The 16,851-nt window shown below is 61.0% G+C and carries 15 protein-coding genes and 1 pseudogene; 5 read left to right on the forward strand and 11 right to left on the reverse strand.

The genetic code is table 11. The features are described from left to right. Positions 1 to 76: 76 nt before the first annotated feature. The 5 genes from BGIM_RS0137660 to BGIM_RS0137685 form a co-directional block, all read right to left on the reverse strand. The gene (locus BGIM_RS0137660; protein WP_020474783.1) at positions 77 to 1,378 is read right to left on the reverse strand and encodes a hypothetical protein; all 1,302 of its coding nucleotides are present in this window, start codon (positions 1,376 to 1,378) and stop codon (positions 77 to 79) included. Continuing rightward, the gene (locus BGIM_RS0137665; protein ID WP_020474784.1) at positions 1,375 to 2,460 is read right to left on the reverse strand and encodes a hypothetical protein; all 1,086 of its coding nucleotides are present in this window, start codon (positions 2,458 to 2,460) and stop codon (positions 1,375 to 1,377) included. Before BGIM_RS0137665 ends, BGIM_RS0137660 begins: the two co-directional genes overlap by 4 nt. A 60-nt stretch (positions 2,461 to 2,520) precedes the next feature. Then, entirely contained in the window at positions 2,521 to 3,657 is a 1,137-nt protein-coding gene (locus BGIM_RS54540; protein ID WP_052640173.1) for a prenyltransferase/squalene oxidase repeat-containing protein, read from the reverse strand. Positions 3,658 to 3,701: 44 nt separating this feature from the next. Then, positions 3,702 to 4,640: an LCCL domain-containing protein gene (locus BGIM_RS0137675; RefSeq protein ID WP_020474786.1), complete on the reverse strand. Its 939-nt coding sequence runs from the start codon at positions 4,638 to 4,640 to the stop codon at positions 3,702 to 3,704. A 502-nt stretch (positions 4,641 to 5,142) separates the two neighbouring features. Next, positions 5,143 to 6,081: an LCCL domain-containing protein gene (locus BGIM_RS0137685; protein WP_020474788.1), complete on the reverse strand. Its 939-nt coding sequence runs from the start codon at positions 6,079 to 6,081 to the stop codon at positions 5,143 to 5,145. Between the two features lie 403 nt (positions 6,082 to 6,484). Between BGIM_RS0137685 and BGIM_RS0137690 the strand changes: the two genes are divergently transcribed. Both BGIM_RS0137690 and BGIM_RS0137695 read left to right on the forward strand, forming a co-directional pair. After that, positions 6,485 to 7,474: a DUF1559 domain-containing protein gene (locus BGIM_RS0137690; RefSeq protein ID WP_020474789.1), complete on the forward strand. Its 990-nt coding sequence runs from the start codon at positions 6,485 to 6,487 to the stop codon at positions 7,472 to 7,474. Between the two features lie 91 nt (positions 7,475 to 7,565). Beyond that, the gene (locus BGIM_RS0137695) at positions 7,566 to 8,030 is read left to right on the forward strand and encodes a hypothetical protein (RefSeq protein ID WP_157369727.1); all 465 of its coding nucleotides are present in this window, start codon (positions 7,566 to 7,568) and stop codon (positions 8,028 to 8,030) included. A 258-nt stretch (positions 8,031 to 8,288) separates the two neighbouring features. Here BGIM_RS0137695 and BGIM_RS63960 read toward each other — a convergent pair whose 3' ends face one another. Next, positions 8,289 to 8,645: a hypothetical protein gene (locus tag BGIM_RS63960; protein ID WP_157369728.1), complete on the reverse strand. Its 357-nt coding sequence runs from the start codon at positions 8,643 to 8,645 to the stop codon at positions 8,289 to 8,291. 158 nt (positions 8,646 to 8,803) lie between these two features. Next, positions 8,804 to 9,046, reverse strand: a complete 243-nt coding sequence (locus BGIM_RS63965) for a hypothetical protein (protein ID WP_157369729.1) — start codon at positions 9,044 to 9,046, stop codon at positions 8,804 to 8,806. 513 nt (positions 9,047 to 9,559) lie between these two features. On the opposite strand from BGIM_RS63965, the gene BGIM_RS0137700 reads away from it, so the two are divergent. Beyond that, positions 9,560 to 11,899: a serine/threonine-protein kinase gene (locus BGIM_RS0137700; protein ID WP_020474791.1), complete on the forward strand. Its 2,340-nt coding sequence runs from the start codon at positions 9,560 to 9,562 to the stop codon at positions 11,897 to 11,899. Here BGIM_RS0137700 and BGIM_RS0137705 read toward each other — a convergent pair. Continuing rightward, positions 11,889 to 12,446, reverse strand: a complete 558-nt coding sequence (locus BGIM_RS0137705) for an LOG family protein (protein ID WP_020474792.1) — start codon at positions 12,444 to 12,446, stop codon at positions 11,889 to 11,891. The genes BGIM_RS0137700 and BGIM_RS0137705 overlap by 11 nt on opposite strands. Further along, complete coding sequence (locus tag BGIM_RS0137710) at positions 12,443 to 12,931, reverse strand: hypothetical protein (protein WP_157369730.1); 489 nt, start codon at positions 12,929 to 12,931, stop codon at positions 12,443 to 12,445. The genes BGIM_RS0137705 and BGIM_RS0137710 overlap by 4 nt, the downstream gene beginning before the upstream one ends. Positions 12,932 to 13,214: 283 nt before the next feature. On the opposite strand from BGIM_RS0137710, the gene BGIM_RS54550 reads away from it, so the two are divergent. After that, a complete protein-coding gene (locus tag BGIM_RS54550) occupies positions 13,215 to 13,415 on the forward strand; it encodes a carbon storage regulator (protein ID WP_020474794.1) in 201 nt (66 codons plus the stop codon). A 257-nt stretch (positions 13,416 to 13,672) separates the two neighbouring features. Here the strand turns inward: BGIM_RS54550 and BGIM_RS54555 are convergent, their stop codons facing one another. Further along, entirely contained in the window at positions 13,673 to 14,695 is a 1,023-nt protein-coding gene (locus BGIM_RS54555) for an NHL repeat-containing protein (RefSeq protein WP_020474795.1), read from the reverse strand. Between the two features lie 160 nt (positions 14,696 to 14,855). On the opposite strand from BGIM_RS54555, the gene BGIM_RS0137725 reads away from it, so the two are divergent. Next, a complete protein-coding gene (locus BGIM_RS0137725) occupies positions 14,856 to 15,302 on the forward strand; it encodes a TIGR03067 domain-containing protein (protein WP_020474796.1) in 447 nt (148 codons plus the stop codon). A gap of 198 nt (positions 15,303 to 15,500) precedes the next feature. Here the strand turns inward: BGIM_RS0137725 and BGIM_RS54560 are convergent. Next, a pseudogene (locus BGIM_RS54560) lies at positions 15,501 to 16,851 on the reverse strand (hypothetical protein); the annotation flags it as partial.

Below are 16,851 nucleotides of genomic sequence, written 5' to 3' on the forward strand. Positions count from 1 at the left end.
TTTAAAATGACGGGTTCCAGGGGCTTCTGCCCCTGGCTATTATCGAGCGCCCCCTTGGGGCGAATACAAGCCGCGGTCAGTCTTCTCTTGTTTGCTTCTTGATCCGCTTCGCCAGTCGTTCCAGAGCGGCCGCGTTTTCGGAAGCCCCCACGGGTTCGTTGATCGCTTTGCCCATGTGTTCCAGCAGGGCGCGGGCCTCGGGGGTTTCGGCCTGTTCCAGAATGTGCATGGCCGAGAGTAGCGTTCGGGTGGCGGGGTTTGACAGCGTGGGTTCGGTGAGTTTGTGTTTCTCCACCAACTTGACTGCCCGTTCCACGAGTTCCGGCGAGGGGTTTGGCTGCCGGATCGCCTCTTGCAAATGCGGCATGGCGGCGAGGCCGAGTTCATCCAGTTTCTTGACGGCCAATTCGCGGACGGCGAAACGGGGCGAATCCAGATCCGCGATCAACCGCCGGATTTGCCGGGTGATCTCGGCCGGGTCGGGAATCTTGACGTTCGTTTTCAAATGGCGCAAGCAACCTTCCGCATCGCGGCTCATGGCCCAGATGGCCGGATTGCGCAGGCTGGCGTCTTCGCTTGACAGGTTTTTGAAGTTCGCGGCCAGTTCGTCGTCCGTCAGCCGGTCCTTTCGCAAGCCGATCTTGGCGGCGTTGGTCACCCTGTCCAGGTCTTCGATGGTGCGGCCAAGGTACACATGGTCGAACAGCGCCACGCCTTCCATTGAAGTGAATGCAAAACCGGTCATTGTGTGGGGTGCCTTGTAATCGGCGTAGAGATCGCGCGTGACGACTTCCCATTCCCTCGGGGGATTGGCGCCGACCTGAAAAGCGGGGGCATACCCGACTTTGTTTGTCCCAGCGTAGTAGCGATGCCAGTCAATTCCTGAAACGCACAATTGCACCATGATTCCGGTGTCTTCCGGCCGTTGCCAGGCGAAGCGGAGGCCGAGGGTTTCCGGCTTTTTCCAGGCAAACCGGATGAAGCGGTATTCCCCCGGCGCCGGCTTTTCGACGACGGGATAGCCCCAACCCGGAACTTGTTCGGTGAATCGTTGAATTCCGGCCACCTTCAGGCAGGCCCCGCCGGAATAGCAGTCCTCTCCCCACGGGTCGGCGCGGCCCAGTTTGTCCCGTTCAGACTGGGCCATGTTCCGGTTCAATTGCCGGGCGAGCCAGGCCGCGTCGTCTTCCAGAAGTTCCACGACGGCCGCCTTGGAGGGATGCGGCGGAACGGCGGCAACGATTGTGGGAACACCCCGCAAATCATTGGGCGGCAGCGGCTGTTTGCCGGGCAAATGCCGGCCTCTGGGGAGGCCGATGTCCGCGACCGCGAGATTCGCCGTCAGGAACAATCCGGCGAGGATCGACATCCGGTTCATGGTTTTTTCCCCGAGAGGTCTTCGAGCAGGATGTTCACCCGGACCAGCAAGGCTTTGGCCTCGGGGGTGTCCGCGGCGGTCAACGCCATCCGGCAACGCTCCAGCCGAAGACGGTCGTTGGCGGCCGCCCCCGACCAGTTTTTCAGGACGAGTTGAAGCCGGACTTTCGATTCTCCCTCGGCCCGGTTGATGGCCTCCCGCAACAGGGGGAGAGCGCCGTCGCCGAGTTTCATCAGTTCTTGGGAGGCCGACTCGCGGACCACAAACCGGTGATGGCCAGCCTCCTCGATGAGTTGCCTGGCCTTCGCGGCATCCCAGGCGGGCCGGGCGTCAGGCTTCCACCCGGCCAGTTTTTGTTCCACCAGTCCGACGGCTTGATCCCGGTGGGCCGTCAACTGCCAGATTGCGTTTGTGTCGTCCCGTTTGCCGAGGTTGTTCCAGTGTTCTTCCAGTTGCCCGGCAGTCAGCTTCGGGGGAAGGGGCGTGTCCTTCAGGATCGCGAGCGTGTGCCTGTCAAGGTCTTCAAGCGTGCGGCCCAACACCACATGATCGAACAACGCCCACCCGCCCCATGCCATCGGGGAGAAGGCGATGCCTTTTAAGTTGAACGTTCCGAAATCCTGATGGAGATCGCGTGTGACGACGACCCACTCGCGGGGCGATTCGGAGGACAACTGTTTGGCGGGCCAGTCCGGCGGGTTCGGGCCGGAAAAGTACCGGTGTCCCCAATCGATGTCTTGCGAGCAGAATTGGATCATCACCGATGTGTTGGCGGATTTCTTCCAGGCAAAGCGGACAAGCCGATACTCGCCGGGACCGGGCTTTTGGACGATGGGAAAATCCCATCCCTTCAATTTCGGCGAGAAGCGTTGAATCGGGGCGACCCGCAGGGAGACTTTGCCGGCGAACACATCAGTCTTGATCGCCTCGATTTTTCCCCCGCCCGAATCGATTTCGCCGTTGTTAGCCAGTTGGGGAATCAGCGTGTTGGCATCGTCTTCAAAGAGTTCGACAACCGCCGGTTTCTCGGCGGCCGACACAGCGGCCGCGAGGCACAAAGAGAGGTAGACGGCACGCATCATGACGGATCGCCGTTTGGGAGAATATTTTTGCAGACGAGGCCGGACGCCGGGCGGATTGCCTTATCGCTTGTCTTCGCGCTCGTCCGATTCGTGGCCCCGTTGGTAGATCGGCAGGTAACGATATTCCACGGTGAGGGCGAGAATGGCCATCGCCGTGCAATAGTTGATTCCGGCCATGTTGTCGTCGGCCGAGGCGCTTTGCCAGAAGCCGCCGGCCTTCGGGGCATACTGTTTTAACAACAGGAAATGGAGAACCTGCCGGTAAATCTGCCAGTAGTTGTTCGGGTTCTTGTTCTCGCCCGCTTTGCCCGGATCGTCCCCGATCTGGAACATGGCTTGGGATGTGTAATAGATGCCGTAAAAGAAGTGCGGCCGGGCTTGGTTCAGGATGTTTTCTTTGCGAAGCAGATATCCGGCGGCCCGCAACGACTCATCGGAGGCGTGATATTCTTTTCCGCATAGTTCCAGCGAAAGGATGCTGGCGCCGGTGCAGGGAACCGTGACGGCTGAATAGCGGGTGTACCGATAGCCGCCCACTTGCGGGTCGTAACATCGCTTGATGTAGCCGACGGCTTTTTCAACCGTCTCCGCGGGCACATCGCAACCGACATTCCGGGCGGCCCGCAAGGCCATCACCTGCCAGCCGGTCACGCTGATGTCCGCGTCGCGCCCGTCGGGGGTGTAACGCCAGCCGCCGGTGTTTTCCGCCAGAACACATTGGGCCGAGCGAATGAGCCGGACGGCCAGGACCAGTTGGGTTCGCAGACTCTCCGCCATCCGGCGGTCGGGCATCAGCCCGACTGCCTCGGCGACCATCAAGGTGCAGATGCCGTGGGAATACATCTGGGTCATGCCGAATTGACTGGCGGCAAACATGCCGTTGCGCTGTTGCTGGCTGGCCACAAAGCGGATGCCGCGTTCGATGGCGTCGCCATAACGCCCCTCGCCGGGAACATGCCCGGAGGAGAGAAACGCCATCACGCACAGGGCGGTCACGGCCGGGTCGCGCTGGCCGCCATTGTTGCCGAAACCGCCGAACTGGCGGCCGGAGTTCCAAGAACCGTCCCCGTTTTGCGATTTGGCGAGGTATTCGACACCCTGATCGACGGCCAGTTCAAACGGTTCGCGTTCTTTCGGTCCCTGGGCAAAACCCAAGGCCGGGATGCAAAACGCGATGGCGAGAGCGAAAAGTCTCATGTCATCAGCATACGCCGCGAGAAGACCAAAACGCAAGAGGCCGGTCAGTTGACTTTGGCGTGGATCTTGAACGCCCCCGGATAGTTCTGGTAATTCGAGCTGGTCAGCCCGTTGCGGGTCGAACCGGTGAAGTTGGCCATCGGCCCGAGAATGGTGACGCGCACATAGCCGGTCTGGCCGACTTTCAGAACGCCCATGTGAACAGCGGCGACGGCCAGCGACGAATCAAGCGTGTAAGTGTCCGTGCCCCACAAGGGCCCGCCGCCGGAGCCGGTCACCTTGAACAGATAGGTCTTGCCGATTTCCCGTTGCAGGCCGGTCATCGAGCCGGGGTCGGGCTGGGCGCTGGCCAGTTCTTTTTCGTCCAGCGCGCAGAGGATCGTGATGGCCGAGGTGTCCGCGAGCTTGAGGCTCACGTCCCCGAAGGTGAACGATTTCGCCTTGATTTGCTGGCAAAGAATCTTCCCGGTGATGCGTGAATCATCCGTCACGATCACGTCAAATTCCGGCAGGTTCAGCTTGTTCTCGGGGACAATCGCCTTGATCTTCTCGACGATTTCCTCGGCCCGTTTGACCACCTCGGCGTCGGTCGCCTGCGTCGCCCGCACGAGGGCGGGATAGGCTTTGTCCCGGAGGTTCAGCAGCGTCATGCCGGCTTCTTCCCGTGTGCGGAAGTGCGGGCTGCCGAGGTTCGCCACGGCCTGGTCGATCTGCTTGCCCATTTCGTCCGACACGCGATGGCCGAACTCGATTTTGCGGATTTCAGCCAGCGGAATGGCGAGCTTGCCGAACTTGGTTTGGAAATCAACGCTCTCCTCGCAGAGCTTGAGTTTCACCATGCTGTCGTCATTCAACTTCACGTCCACGACCGGTTCGGGCAGTTTGCTGACGCGGACAGACTCTTGCGGACGGGCGACGGCCGACAAGGACAGGACGAAAATCGGGGCCAAAAGGCGCGCGGAAACGTGAGTGCGCAACAACATGGCGTGTCAACCTCCGAGAAAATGTGGCGAACGAAAATGAGAGGTCACGATCAATCGGCGGAAGGGAGAGAGGATTCACCCGCCGATTTCAACTTATCTCAAATTCATGTGAAAGCACAAGTCCAATCGGCAAGATGCAAAACATAATTTCTCGAAAAATACTTCGGCGAGAGGAATATTCAACAATGGCGCAGGACGGTTTTCCCGAAAGTAATAATCAGAAACATGTTGAATCTCGGCTTTGATTGGAGGGGTTGTTGGAGCGACCGATGATCGTGTGAAAAATTTGGGTTTTCACGCGAGTCGGCGAACGAATTGGATTGTTTCGGCAGGTCTTGTTGAATTGATGCAAATTCAACAGCCATTCTGTGTGAGATGTTCAAGAGCCCCACTGCGTCAGCGGTGGGGGTGGCCCTCACGCTCCGAAAACACCCCCGCCGCTGACGCAGCGGGGCTCTTGGGATCATTTGCAAATGCGGTGGCTTGATTTTGCACCAACAAGTCAGTTTCCGGCCTTGGTGTGAATCTTGTACGCCCCCGGATAGGCTTGGTAGTTGGCGGTGGTCACGCCGTTGCGGGTCGAGCCGACGAAATTTTGCAGCGGGCCGAAGATGGTGACGCGCACATAGCCCGTCTGGCCGACCTTGACGATTCCCATGTGGACGGCGGCGGCCGCCAGCGTGGAGTCGAGCGTGTAAGTTTCCGTGCCCCACACCGATCCGTTGAGAGCCCCGGTCACCTTGAACAGGAATGTCTTGCCGACATCCTTTTGCAGGTTGGTCAGGGAGCCGGGGTCGGGGAGGGCGCTGGCGAGATCACGCTCGTCCACCGTCGGCCCCATGTTGATGGAAACCAAGTCGGCCAGTTTCAAGCTCACGTCCCCGAAGGTGGCGGACTTCACCTTAAATTGCTGGGCCAGGATTTTGCCGCTGAACTTGGAATCATCGGTCACGATCAGGTCAAGCTCCGGGATGTTGAGCTTGTTTTCCGGGACCGCCGCCCGGATCTTCTCGATGATTTCCTCGGCCCGCTTGGCCACCTCGGCATCGGTTGACTGAGTGGCCTTCATCACGGCCGGATACGATTTCTCCCGGAAACTCACCAGCAGGTTTCCCGCCTCCTCGCGCGTGCGAAACTGGGCGCTGCCCAAATCCGAGACGGCCCGCTCGATCTGTTTGGCCATCTCCTCCGTGACGCGGTGGCCAAGTTCGATTTTCCGAATGTCCGCGACCGGAATGGCGAGCTTGCCATACTTGGTGAGAATTTCGACGCGATCCTCGGCGAGTTTGAGCTTCATGACGCTGTCGTCATTCAGTTTCACATCAACGATCAGATCGGACGGCTTGGCGGCGCGGGCGGGTTCTTCGGAGCGAACGGCCGAAGGGAGGGCCAAGAGCATCAGGGCAATCAACAGCCTCGACAAAGAGAATGTGCGTGACATCAGATGCCAACCTCATGTTGAAATGTGGTGAACGAAAACATAACCCGGAGGCGGGGTGATTTGTGAGTGTGCCCGCCGAATAAAGAGGTTACCGCCAACCCGCCGGGGAATGCAAGCTGAAAGAGTTGTCGGAGCGTGAAATGAAGGCTGTTGTTACAAAGGCAAAACAAACCCGGATGCCTGGCGAAAGTGATCGATTGCTTTCGGAAACTTCAAATTTCGGAGTTTTTTTGCTGGTGTTGATAGACGTGATCGGTTACCTTTTATTCACCTCTCCAGAAAATCCGGCCATTCTCTCTCTTCGGCCGGGCATAAACCGGTTTCCTCTCCACTCAACCCGGTTCTCTCTCCATTCAACAAGGTTCCTATTTCCCATTCGTTGTGTTTTGCCGGGAGAGTTTCCATGTCACGGTTTTTGCCCCAACGCCGGGGGTTCACACTGATTGAACTCCTCGTTGTCATCGCGATCATCGCGATCCTGATCGGGTTGTTGTTGCCGGCGGTTCAAAAGATCCGCGAGGCCGCCAACCGGATGAAGTGTTCCAACAATCTGAAGCAGCAAGGGCTCGCGATTCAGAACTTCCACGATGTCAACGGTTATTTTCCGCCGGCTTTGGTGAATTCCGGCCGGATCAACGGCAGTTTCCCGGACTATACCACGGGAGCAAACACCACCACGGTGTACAACCACACCGGATTCGTGTACATGCTGCCCTACCTTGAGCAGGACAACCTTTACAAGCTTTACGATTTCACCTGCCAGTCCAGCAATTCCACGGCCTATGGAAACCCGCTGGCCGCCGCGGCGGTCAGCGCCAACAACCAAACGGTCGTGGGCACGTTGTTGTCCGTCTTTAGTTGCCCGTCCGACCAGTCTCCCCCGGTGGAAAATGAAACTGGCAACGGCTTCTACGCCCGGTCGAACGCGCGCCGGAGCAATTACCTGCTTTCTTCCGGAGCCTACACGGATTACGACCAGCCCTCCTCAAACAGCGCCTCCGGCGCGGGGGCCTTCGGCAACAACAGCAAAACCAAAATCGCGGACATCACCGACGGGACCAGCAACACGCTGGGGATCGGCGAATGCCTGCAAATCAAGGACGGCGTGGGAACTTCCGCGACTTACGGGCCTTACTGGGGCGCGGGCACCCACACGTCGGTCCACGGGCGCATCTACGCAAGCTCGCAGTATGGCGCCATCAATGCAAAAGCCGATCCGACATGCACCAAAGGCCCGGCCTGCGCGTATGCCTGGGTTTTCAGCAGCCGCCACACCGGGGGCGCGAACTTTGTGCTTTGCGACGGATCGGTCCGGTTTATCCGGGACACCATGACCCTGTCGGTCCAGGTGGCTTATGCCACCAAGGCCGGCTCGGAAGTGATCACGGAATAATTTGATTCGCATCGGCTTCCTTGTTGATCCGGCCGCCGGTTCGCCGGCCGGGTCTGTTCCTTTTTCTTCCAACCACCCGGAGTTTTCTGGCATGCGTTCGCACGTAGGCGTCGCGTTGTTGATGGCGACATTGGCGGTCTCGTTGTCGGGCTGCGGAGACGCAGGCTCGTCGCTCACCATCCGCGGCAAAGTCACTCTCAATGACGAACCGGTCGGCGGCGCGGACATTCAATATTTCATTCCGCAGGAAACGCAAATAAACGCATTTCACGGGAAATCCAAGGATGACGGCACCTACGAGATTGTTGTGCCCGCCACGGTCAAGACACCGCCGGGGGCGTATCGGGTGACCGTGGTGAAATACGAGCCAAAAAAAGACGGCAAATCCAAGGTAAACACCGAGGGGATGGACACCACCCAACTGAAGATGATGGGGCTGGCGGTGAACGTGTTGCCGGGCGTCTATGAAAACGCCCAGTCCACGCCGTTGACTGTTGAGGTGAAACCCGGTCAGGTGACCGGGGATCTGAAACTCTCCGGCGCCGCCAAAAAGTGAGCGGGCCGGCTGGCCGTTGATTTATTCGCGCGTTGAAAAAGGAGGCGGCGAGGGACTTGTTCAGCCCCTCGCCGCCTCCTTTATGATTTTCCACAGATGTTGATTTTCAACAACGGCCGGGTGATCGGGCCTCGTCTCTCGGATCAGTTTTCGTCCGTCACATTGGAGCACGCCGGAGCGGGAGGGAACCCGGCGACCGAAGCTGGTCTTTTGAGTCTTGGTGTCACACCGTTGGCCGTTGTGGCAATCAAATCCGGGTTATCGGCAGCAAGAGTGGTGGTAGTACACTCGGGTGTGGCATCCGAAGAACGTGTGCCGGTAAACCGGGTATCCGCAGCTTCGGAAGGTCGTGTAGCATGTCGGCGTGCAAGAGGTGGTGACACAGGCTGGCGTGCAGGTCACCGGGGCGCTGCTGGAGTAAAAGACCTGGCTGGCGACCGGGTAGCTGACGCTGACCGTTTGCGAGGAGCAAACAGGCTGGCACACCGGCTGACACACCGGGGCGCTTTGACTGTAGACCACCGGGTAGGAGTAACAAGGCTGTTGGGCGGAGGCCGGGTTGGTCAGGCCGAGGGTTGCGAGGCCCAGGCCGAGGACGAGTGCGAAGCTTTTCATGGTTGGTTCTCTCTGATGTTCATGATTCGTTCATTTTCTCCCGCACCCTCGAAACGCCCGTGTTTTTTAGCCTTGCGCGGAGGTATCTTTGCCCGAATGGCTGCGTAATTTACGCCGATATTTGCGTTGATGCGAAGCCCGGCAAGCGGGTGGTTTTCTCATGCGAAACATGTCGAAACCGACAGATGTGGTTGCAGGATTGATTGGTCATGCGCGGCGACGAATGGCCGGGCGTTGATGAGAACACCCGATATTGATGCGAGTGAACTAATAACTATCAGGGCTGCCTGTGAGTTTTGATGTTGTGCTTTGTTGAGGTTTTCAGAGGTTGGTTTTGGTATTGGCGAGCCGAGCAGCGTCAGCTGCCGGGTGGCTTCCGGCAGGGAAGATGCTTCAGCCACGGGTTCGAGTCCGGCTGAGTAAAGGGGAGGCGGCTCGACCACCGGAAGCCACCCGGCAGCTTACGCTGCTCGGCTCGCCAATACCAAAACCAACCACGAAAACCAACAAGGCGCAACATCAAAACCTGTGAGCGGCCCGTTTGCCATCCTTGTCCGTGTCGAGTCGCTCAAACAACGAAAGAAATCAGGCCCGATCCCGGCACGGCCATCATCATCAGGCGTTTCATGTTGGTTTCTTCACATCACCTTGACGCGCAAAAATTATGTTCAGGGATGAAACCCATATCTCGCGGAAAGGTTTACGCTCCACCCGAAAAATGACACCGGCGCCGTCGGAATTCTACTCCCGGTGAAGTGTTCAGCCGTAATCAAGGAAGTCGTCCGGTCATTCTGTCTCTTTTGGTCGTGCGTGTCCGGGTTTTGATCTAGGCATCCTCATTGACGACCCGCAACCTGCCAACCCGCCACCCCCCGTATGGCCGGTTGTCCGCCAGAAGACACTCCAAGGCACGCATGCCAACGCCATCGCCGAACGTCCGACAACTTGCCGCCGACATCATCGAACGGTGGACCAAGGGGGAAACCCCGGACACCCGGGCGGCGCTTGCCCTTCATCCGGGTCTGACGGAGGACAAGGCCGCCGTTCTTGACTTGGCTTTTGCCGAATACTGGCTCCGGGTGCATGGCGGGGAGCAAGTCGACCTGGAGGGATTCTGCCGGAAGTTTCCGGAGTATTACGTCTCCCTCGGCCGTCTGCTCGCCCAGCAATCCCTCCGGGAAAAGCCGGACGAACTTTTGCCGGACGCTCCTCCGGTTCCGCAAACCATTCAGATGCCCGCCACCCCGCCGCCGGTGGAAGCGGTGACGCCTCCGCTGATGGAGCAGCCGAAGAGTTCGGCCCCCGGTTCTGGCTCGTCCTTCACCACGGCGTCCGGCGGCTGGCCTGACGCGGGGATTCGCATCGGGGATTACAACCTCCTGCGCTCGATGGGCAAGGGGGCGTTCAGCCGGGTGTATCTCGCCCGCGAGGAAACGGTTGACCGCACGGTGGTGGTGAAACTGTCCCGGCAGCAGTGCGACGAGGCCCGCGTTCTGGGCCAGCTCGGACACAAGAACGTCGTCTCGGTGCTGTCCGCGCCACATGACACGATGAGCGGCCTGTTCATCATCGTGATGCCGTATCACGGCAATTCAACGCTCGAAGACTTGCTGGAAGTGGCCTTCCCCATGCGGGAAGATTCGGAGGCCCATCATCGGCCGCGCGCCGCCGCCGTCATTCTGGAGGCCGCCCGGCGAAACCGGCAGCCGTCGGACCCGAACCCGCCCGAACTGGCGCCGGATGCTTTCCTGAAGAAAGCCAGCTTCGTCGATGGCATCATCTGGCTCGGCGTCCGCATGGCCGAGGCTCTCTCGGCCGTCCACCGCAGCGGCTTTGTTCATCATGACTTGAAGCCTTCCAATGTGCTTCTCGGGCTGGACGGCCAGCCCCGGTTGCTGGACTTCAATCTGGCGACCGACGCCCGCAACACCAAGTCCCGGCTGGGCGGCACGCTGCCGTACATGCCGCCGGAACATTTGGAAAGCGTCCGTTCCGCGACGGCGGCCGATCAGGCCAGCCTGATGAATCAACACGGGGATATCTTCTCCCTCGGCGTGATGCTCTACGAAATGCTGGCGGGCGTCCACCCGTTCGGCCGCTTCCCCAAGTCCCGCTCTGTGCGCGAGGTCGCCGCGAGCATTCTGTCGAAGCAAAAGCTCGGCGTCCGGCCGATCCGCGAGCGAAACCCGGATGTGTCTGCCCGGCTCGCCCGGTTGGTTGAACAGTGTCTGGCCTTCAATCCGAAGGAACGGCCCGCGTCGGCGGCCGATGTCGCCCTCGCCTTGCGGCGGTGTTACTCGACGCAGAAGAAGGTGTCGCAATTCCTGTCGGGTTCGACGGGACGGACGGCGGTGATCGCCTCCTCCATCGGACTTTTCAGCGCCGTCGGCTGGATGGCCTCCGCCCGCGCCGGCCGGGAATCGACCATTTTGCAGGTGGATCACGCGACGCTCGGCCACGAGGCCCGCGTCAACGGCCAGTTCACGGAAGCGGAAATTCATCTGGCCCAGGCGGCCAAGGATCAACCGGACAACGCGGATCTGCGGGTGGAACTGGCCCGCGTGCGGGTGGCCCAGGGCAATTTCATCAACGCCCGGCCGGAATTGGAGGCGGCGATCAGCATCCGGCCGAACGACGGCCCGAGCGTCGCCTTGTATGCGTGGACGCTGACAAAGGTTGGCGATTGGGCGGCCGCCGAAAAGACGCTGCGACAACTGGCGACCACGGGCTACGCCCCCGACACCGTGCGGGTGGTGCAGGGTTATGTGGCCGTGCAGCGCCGGCAGGACGCGATGGCCGAAGAGATTTTGCGGGAGGCGCTGACCCGCAAGCCGGACAATTGGATGGCCTTGGGGAACTTGGTGTATCTCCAGCAAATGCGGGCCGCGATGGCCCGGCAGCTTCCCCCGGCGGAGACGTTTGCCAATGTGGAACGGCTGATCCGTTCCGCGCCGGCCGATCCGCAAATGTATCTGTGGGCCGCCCGGTTCTATTCATGGGCCATCTCCCGGCCGGCCGGGACGAGTATCCCGTGGCATCCCGAACCGGAGCAGATGCGGGCCAAATGCCGCGAGATGTTGCGGCTGGCCGTCGAGGCCGGGCTGCCGACGAACCTCTGGCGGGATGAATCGACGTTCCGGGTGTGCCTGGGCGATCCGGCTTCCTATTCGGCGGATTGGAAGATTCCCGTTCGTTCGGAAACCGGCCAAAGCTACTGGCGGTCGGGCAACCCGGCCGAACTGTTCACGCCGTGATCGCTCCTTCCGTCAGGTTGAACTGGTCAAGCACGCTTTCGGGCGTGTCGCCCACTAACACCAGTTCCCGGTATTTCGGCTTTAAGAAGCCTTGGGCCACCATGTGGTCGGCGAAGGCGAAAAGGCCGTCGTAATAGCCTTCCGTGTTGACCACGCCAATGGGCTTGGCGTGGTCGCCGAGCATCGCCCAGGTCCAGATCTCGAAAAACTCGTCCATTGTGCCGATGCCGCCGGGCAACACCAGAAACGCATCGGCCCGCACCGCCATTTCGGCCTTGCGCTCGTGCATTGAGCGAACGACAATCAACTCGGTCACGCCGCCGTGGCCGACTTCTTTCGCCATCAGAAAATCGGTGATGACGCCGATGACGGTTCCCCCGGCGTTCAGGGCGGCATCCGCGACCGTTCCCATGAGGCCGACGTGCCCGCCGCCGTACACGAGGCCATGCCCGCGGCGGGCGATCAACTCGCCCGTTCGCCGGGCCGTTTCGGCATAAACAGGCTGGCTTCCGGCGGCCGACCCGCAGAACACGACGATGTTTTTCATGATGCTCGTTCCCGGTTCCTTGCAAGAGAGATTTGTTCGATCAGCAATCGCGGCCGGGCCAGTCCGGGGAGGAACACCGGCGGCCGGTCCTCTGACCGAATGATGACCGTGCCGACGTTCATGAACCACCACGCCCACGGCCGCTCGTCCAGTCCCGTGATGTCGCCGAGGGGAATCCCCGGCACGGGAGGGTGCATGAAGCCGAAGTCCACATGGATCGCCCGGTCGGTCAGCCGGTAGATGTAGCTGGAACCCCGGTACATCCAGCGGCCGCAGGCGATCACCCAGAGAATCACGACCAGCCAGAACAGCAGAAAGGTCGCCCATTCGTGTTCGACGCCGAGTTTGCCGGCCAGCCACGGCCCGGCCGAGAGCAGGATGACCGATGTCAGCAGCAAGATCGAGGCCGCCGGCAGCAACGCGCGGAGGCTGGGGCCGGTCCAGACCAGATCGGTTTCCGGCTCGGGCAGGAAGGGTGAGGTCATCCGGGGTTCCGGTGTTGCCGCGAGGGTGGGTTTCGCCGATGGCGTCGGTTCCCCGAGGGGCCGGTCGGCCGCGCCATAACCCGTTGATTTACAACCCCTTCGGCCCGGCCATCCGGTTCCGAATGCGCCGCGCATAACGCGCTTGCGGCGCATGACACCCGCCGGGGGTGGTGAATCGCTTCAAAATGGGGGAGGCGAGGTATGCCTGGGGGTGGTTCATGCATTATGTTTGCCTTTGAGATAACACCACACACATGCGTACTGTCAACCGGAGGGAGACATTATGTTGGTTCTCAGCCGGAAACTCGGTGAAAAAATTTACATCGGGGAATCCATCTGTATCACCGTCGTCGATATTGATCGTGGCAAAATCCGCCTAGGCATTGAAGCTCCGCGGGATGTGCCGATTTACCGCCAGGAACTTCTGCCGTTGAATCAGCAACGCCCCCCGCAAGCCGCCACGACCACGGCAGCGGCCTCCTGAATCCCGTGTCGGTCGTCCACGTCGTTTCCGGGTCTTCTCCTCCGGTGCGTGTGTTGTTTCGATCCGGCGACGGCCAAAGACTTCGGGCGATTCCCCGAAGTCTTTTTTTATTTAGAGCGAGCGGAAAGAATGAACGGTCAGGGACCAGAGTACTCCGCACGCTCCGCGTGCGGATGGGACTTGCCCGGTGGCCGGATGATGAAACGGGTCAAGGTCCCGCACGCGGAGCGTGCGGAGTACTCTAATCACTGATCGTTTCATTCTTTCCGCTCGTTCTTGGCCACCTTCAACACCCGGCCGTTGTCACTGTCGGAGACATACATCGTTCCGGTGGCATCCAGTGCCACCGCGTGGGGCCGCTTGAGGGCCGTTTCCGTCGGAAGGCCGCCAGCCTCCCCTTTCCCGCTTTTGCCGGTTCCCATCACCCGCTTGATGGTCTGCGTCGTCGGGTCGTATTCCCGGATGCAATGATTCTCCGTGTCCGCGATCAGCACGGTTCCGGCCGGGGTGACAAACAGGTTCTTCGGGCCGTTCAGCTTCGCCTTGAGGGCCGGGCCGTCGTCCCCCGCGAAACCGGCCTGTCCGGTTCCGGCGACGGTGCGGATCTTCCCGTTCTCCACCACCCGGAGGGCGTGGCCGCCGCGTTCCAGAATCCACAACCGCCCCTTGGCGTCCGGTTCCACCGCCCGCGGGTCCACAAGGGGCTGATCGACGGCCGGTTCGCCATCCACGGGGACCCCTTTTTTGCCGTTGCCTGCGACCGTGGTGATGGTGAACTTTGTCAATTCCACCTGCCTGATCCGGCGGTTGCCGAGATCACAAATGAAGAGGACATCCCCCTTGGGCGAAACCGCCACATGGTAAAGCTGATCGAACTTCGCCTGAGAGACCGGCCCGCCATCTCCGGCAAAACCCTTCTCGCCGCCGCCAACAGTGGTGAGTAATTTTGATTTTGGGTCAAGCAGGCGAAGGCGATGGCCCATCGTGTCCGCGATGTAAACCCGGCCGTCGGGAAGCATGGACAGATTATGCGGGCCGTTCAAACTGGCGGCCTCGCCGACCCCGTCGGCCATTCCCGCCTTGCCGCCGCCGACCAGAACGGTGGTCTTGCCTTCGGGGGAAATCAGGATCACCCGATGGCCGCCGTAATCGGTGAGCATCACGTCTTTGCCGAGGAAAGCCAGCCCGAAGGGTTCCTTCAAACCATCGGCCGCCAACTCCGTCTTTTCGGCCCCCCCGGCCAGCCCGGCGAGGGCGAGCAAACACATCAGCGTTCTCATGGCATCATTCCCGGATCGATTTTGATGGCTGTCAGTTCCGAATGTGGGATAGTATAGGGCGAAAGACCTTTGCCAGATTCTTGACAAAATCCCCGGCCGCCACCGGCGTACTATCTGTTGTGCCCCGACGAAAGACAAGAACCCTCCCCCGGAGAAAGCGATGTTGAACACCCTTCTGCTTGGCGTGGCCCTGACGCTCGCCGCCCCCGCCCCCAAGGAAACCCCCAAGGCGGCCCCCAAACTGGAGGGAACGTGGGAACTCACGGAAGCCTCCGGTCCCAAGCAGGAATTGGGAAAGGGAGGCGTCCGGATCGTGTTTGCCGAGGGCAGAGTGATTGTGGAGGAAGGCCGGGCCAAGGAAGGAGGACGGGGCGATGACTCCGCCTCCTACACGGTCGATTTCACAAAGAAACCGGCCACCCTCGACATCAAACCGGACAAGGGACCCAAGGATTTGGTTGTGAAAGGCATCATTGAGATCGACGGCGACAAAATGAAGTTCTGCTTCGGCCGCGACGGTGCCGACCGCCCCACGGAGTTCAAGGGCGATGTGGAAAAGAACATTCAACTGATGGTGATGAAGCGAGTGGCGGAAGTGAAGAAGTAAGGGACTATTCCCGGTCTGAAAGACCGGTTAATCCAGACCGGTCCGTGAGGGCCGGGAACCCGACACCGGCCGATTACCGGCACCCTTTGACCGAGGCTCCGGCCATCGTTCGCCCGGCCCTCACGGACCGGTCTGGATTAACCGGTCCTTCAGACCGGGAAAATAAAGCCAATACTTTGATTCACGGTTCTCGCCGGGTCAGTCCGGGAACGGGTTGGTCGGCAGGGGCACCCGGTTGGACGGCGGGCGGATGATAATCACCGGGGGGACCGGCTTGGCCTCCGGTTCCACGGCGGGGGGCGGGGGCATCGGGATCGCGGGCAGTTTCGGGGTTTCCGGCACAACCGGGGCCGTCGCGGCCGTCGGGATGATGGTCGGCTCGGGGATGGCCGACGGCATCGGGAGCGGTTCGGCCGGAACTTGGGCGGGGATCACCGGGCCGGTTCCGCCGGATGTGTTCATCGGGGGAAGGATCACCGGCGTTTCGATTTGGGCGGACTGAATCACCGTCGATTGAATCGCCGGGGGTTGGGCCTGAACCCTCGGCTGGGCCGGGACCACCGGAGCCGCCGTCGGCATCGGCATCGGCCGGGCTTGAATCGGGCTGACCGGCCGGGCCGCCCGGAGGCCGTCTTGCGAGGCCGGCGTGGCGACGATCACCGGGGCGGAGGTCACCGTCGTGGTCGTCGAGGAGATCGAAGGGCCGTCCTCAGCGTACTTGAACATTTCAAACACACTGTGGGCCGGGCTGACCGCCGGGGCGGCGAGGGCCGCTTGTTGCAGGGCCGCCTGATGCCGGGCGATCACCTCGCGGGCCTTCGCGACGGTCTTCTGGTCGGCCTTGTTTGAACTCGGCTTCGACGTGCCTTCGTCCTTGCTCTTGGGGAGGCCGTCTTTCTTCTTGGGTGCGTCGATTTCAGGGTCCGGAATCTTGTTGTCCGGGTCCGGCAACACAGTCGGTTCCTCGACCACCTTCACGCAGGAGAGGCAGCGTTGCAGGCCGATCATGGCCGTGTCCCGCACGCGGTCTGATCGCTCGGCCGGGGCGCCGTCTTCCTCGCCGCCGTCCACGCAGATCGTCAGAATGTCGATCACCTTTTTGGAACAACAGCACCCGTGGCTCAGGGCCAGGGCGGCCTCATAGCGCACGCACTCGCTGCCGTCGGTTCGCAGGGCGGCGAGAAGCTTGCCCTCGACCTCCGGGTAGTATCGGCAGTCAACCGTGCCCAGCACCCGCACGGCGGCCCGGCGGGCCTTGGCTTCGGCCGCGTCCTTGGTGATGGCGGCTGATTCGCCCATCACCCCCGGCTTCATCAGATCATCCAGTCCCGGCGTTCCGGGGCAGAATGTGGGAATCACCCCGCCGGTCAGGGCGCTCACCGGTTTGGTCATGCTGTTGAGCATCTGGCCAAACGGGGTGTTGCACAACTTGCGGCGGCAATTGTCGAGGACTTCGCAACACTTTTCAATGCCGGTGGCCGGGGGGGCGGCGACCGGGAGGGGAGCGCCGTCAATGGCGGCGGGGGCGACTCCCGCCGGTGCGGCGGCG

The sequence above is a fragment of the Zavarzinella formosa DSM 19928 genome (assembly GCF_000255705.1).
Classification (GTDB): domain Bacteria; phylum Planctomycetota; class Planctomycetia; order Gemmatales; family Gemmataceae; genus Zavarzinella; species Zavarzinella formosa.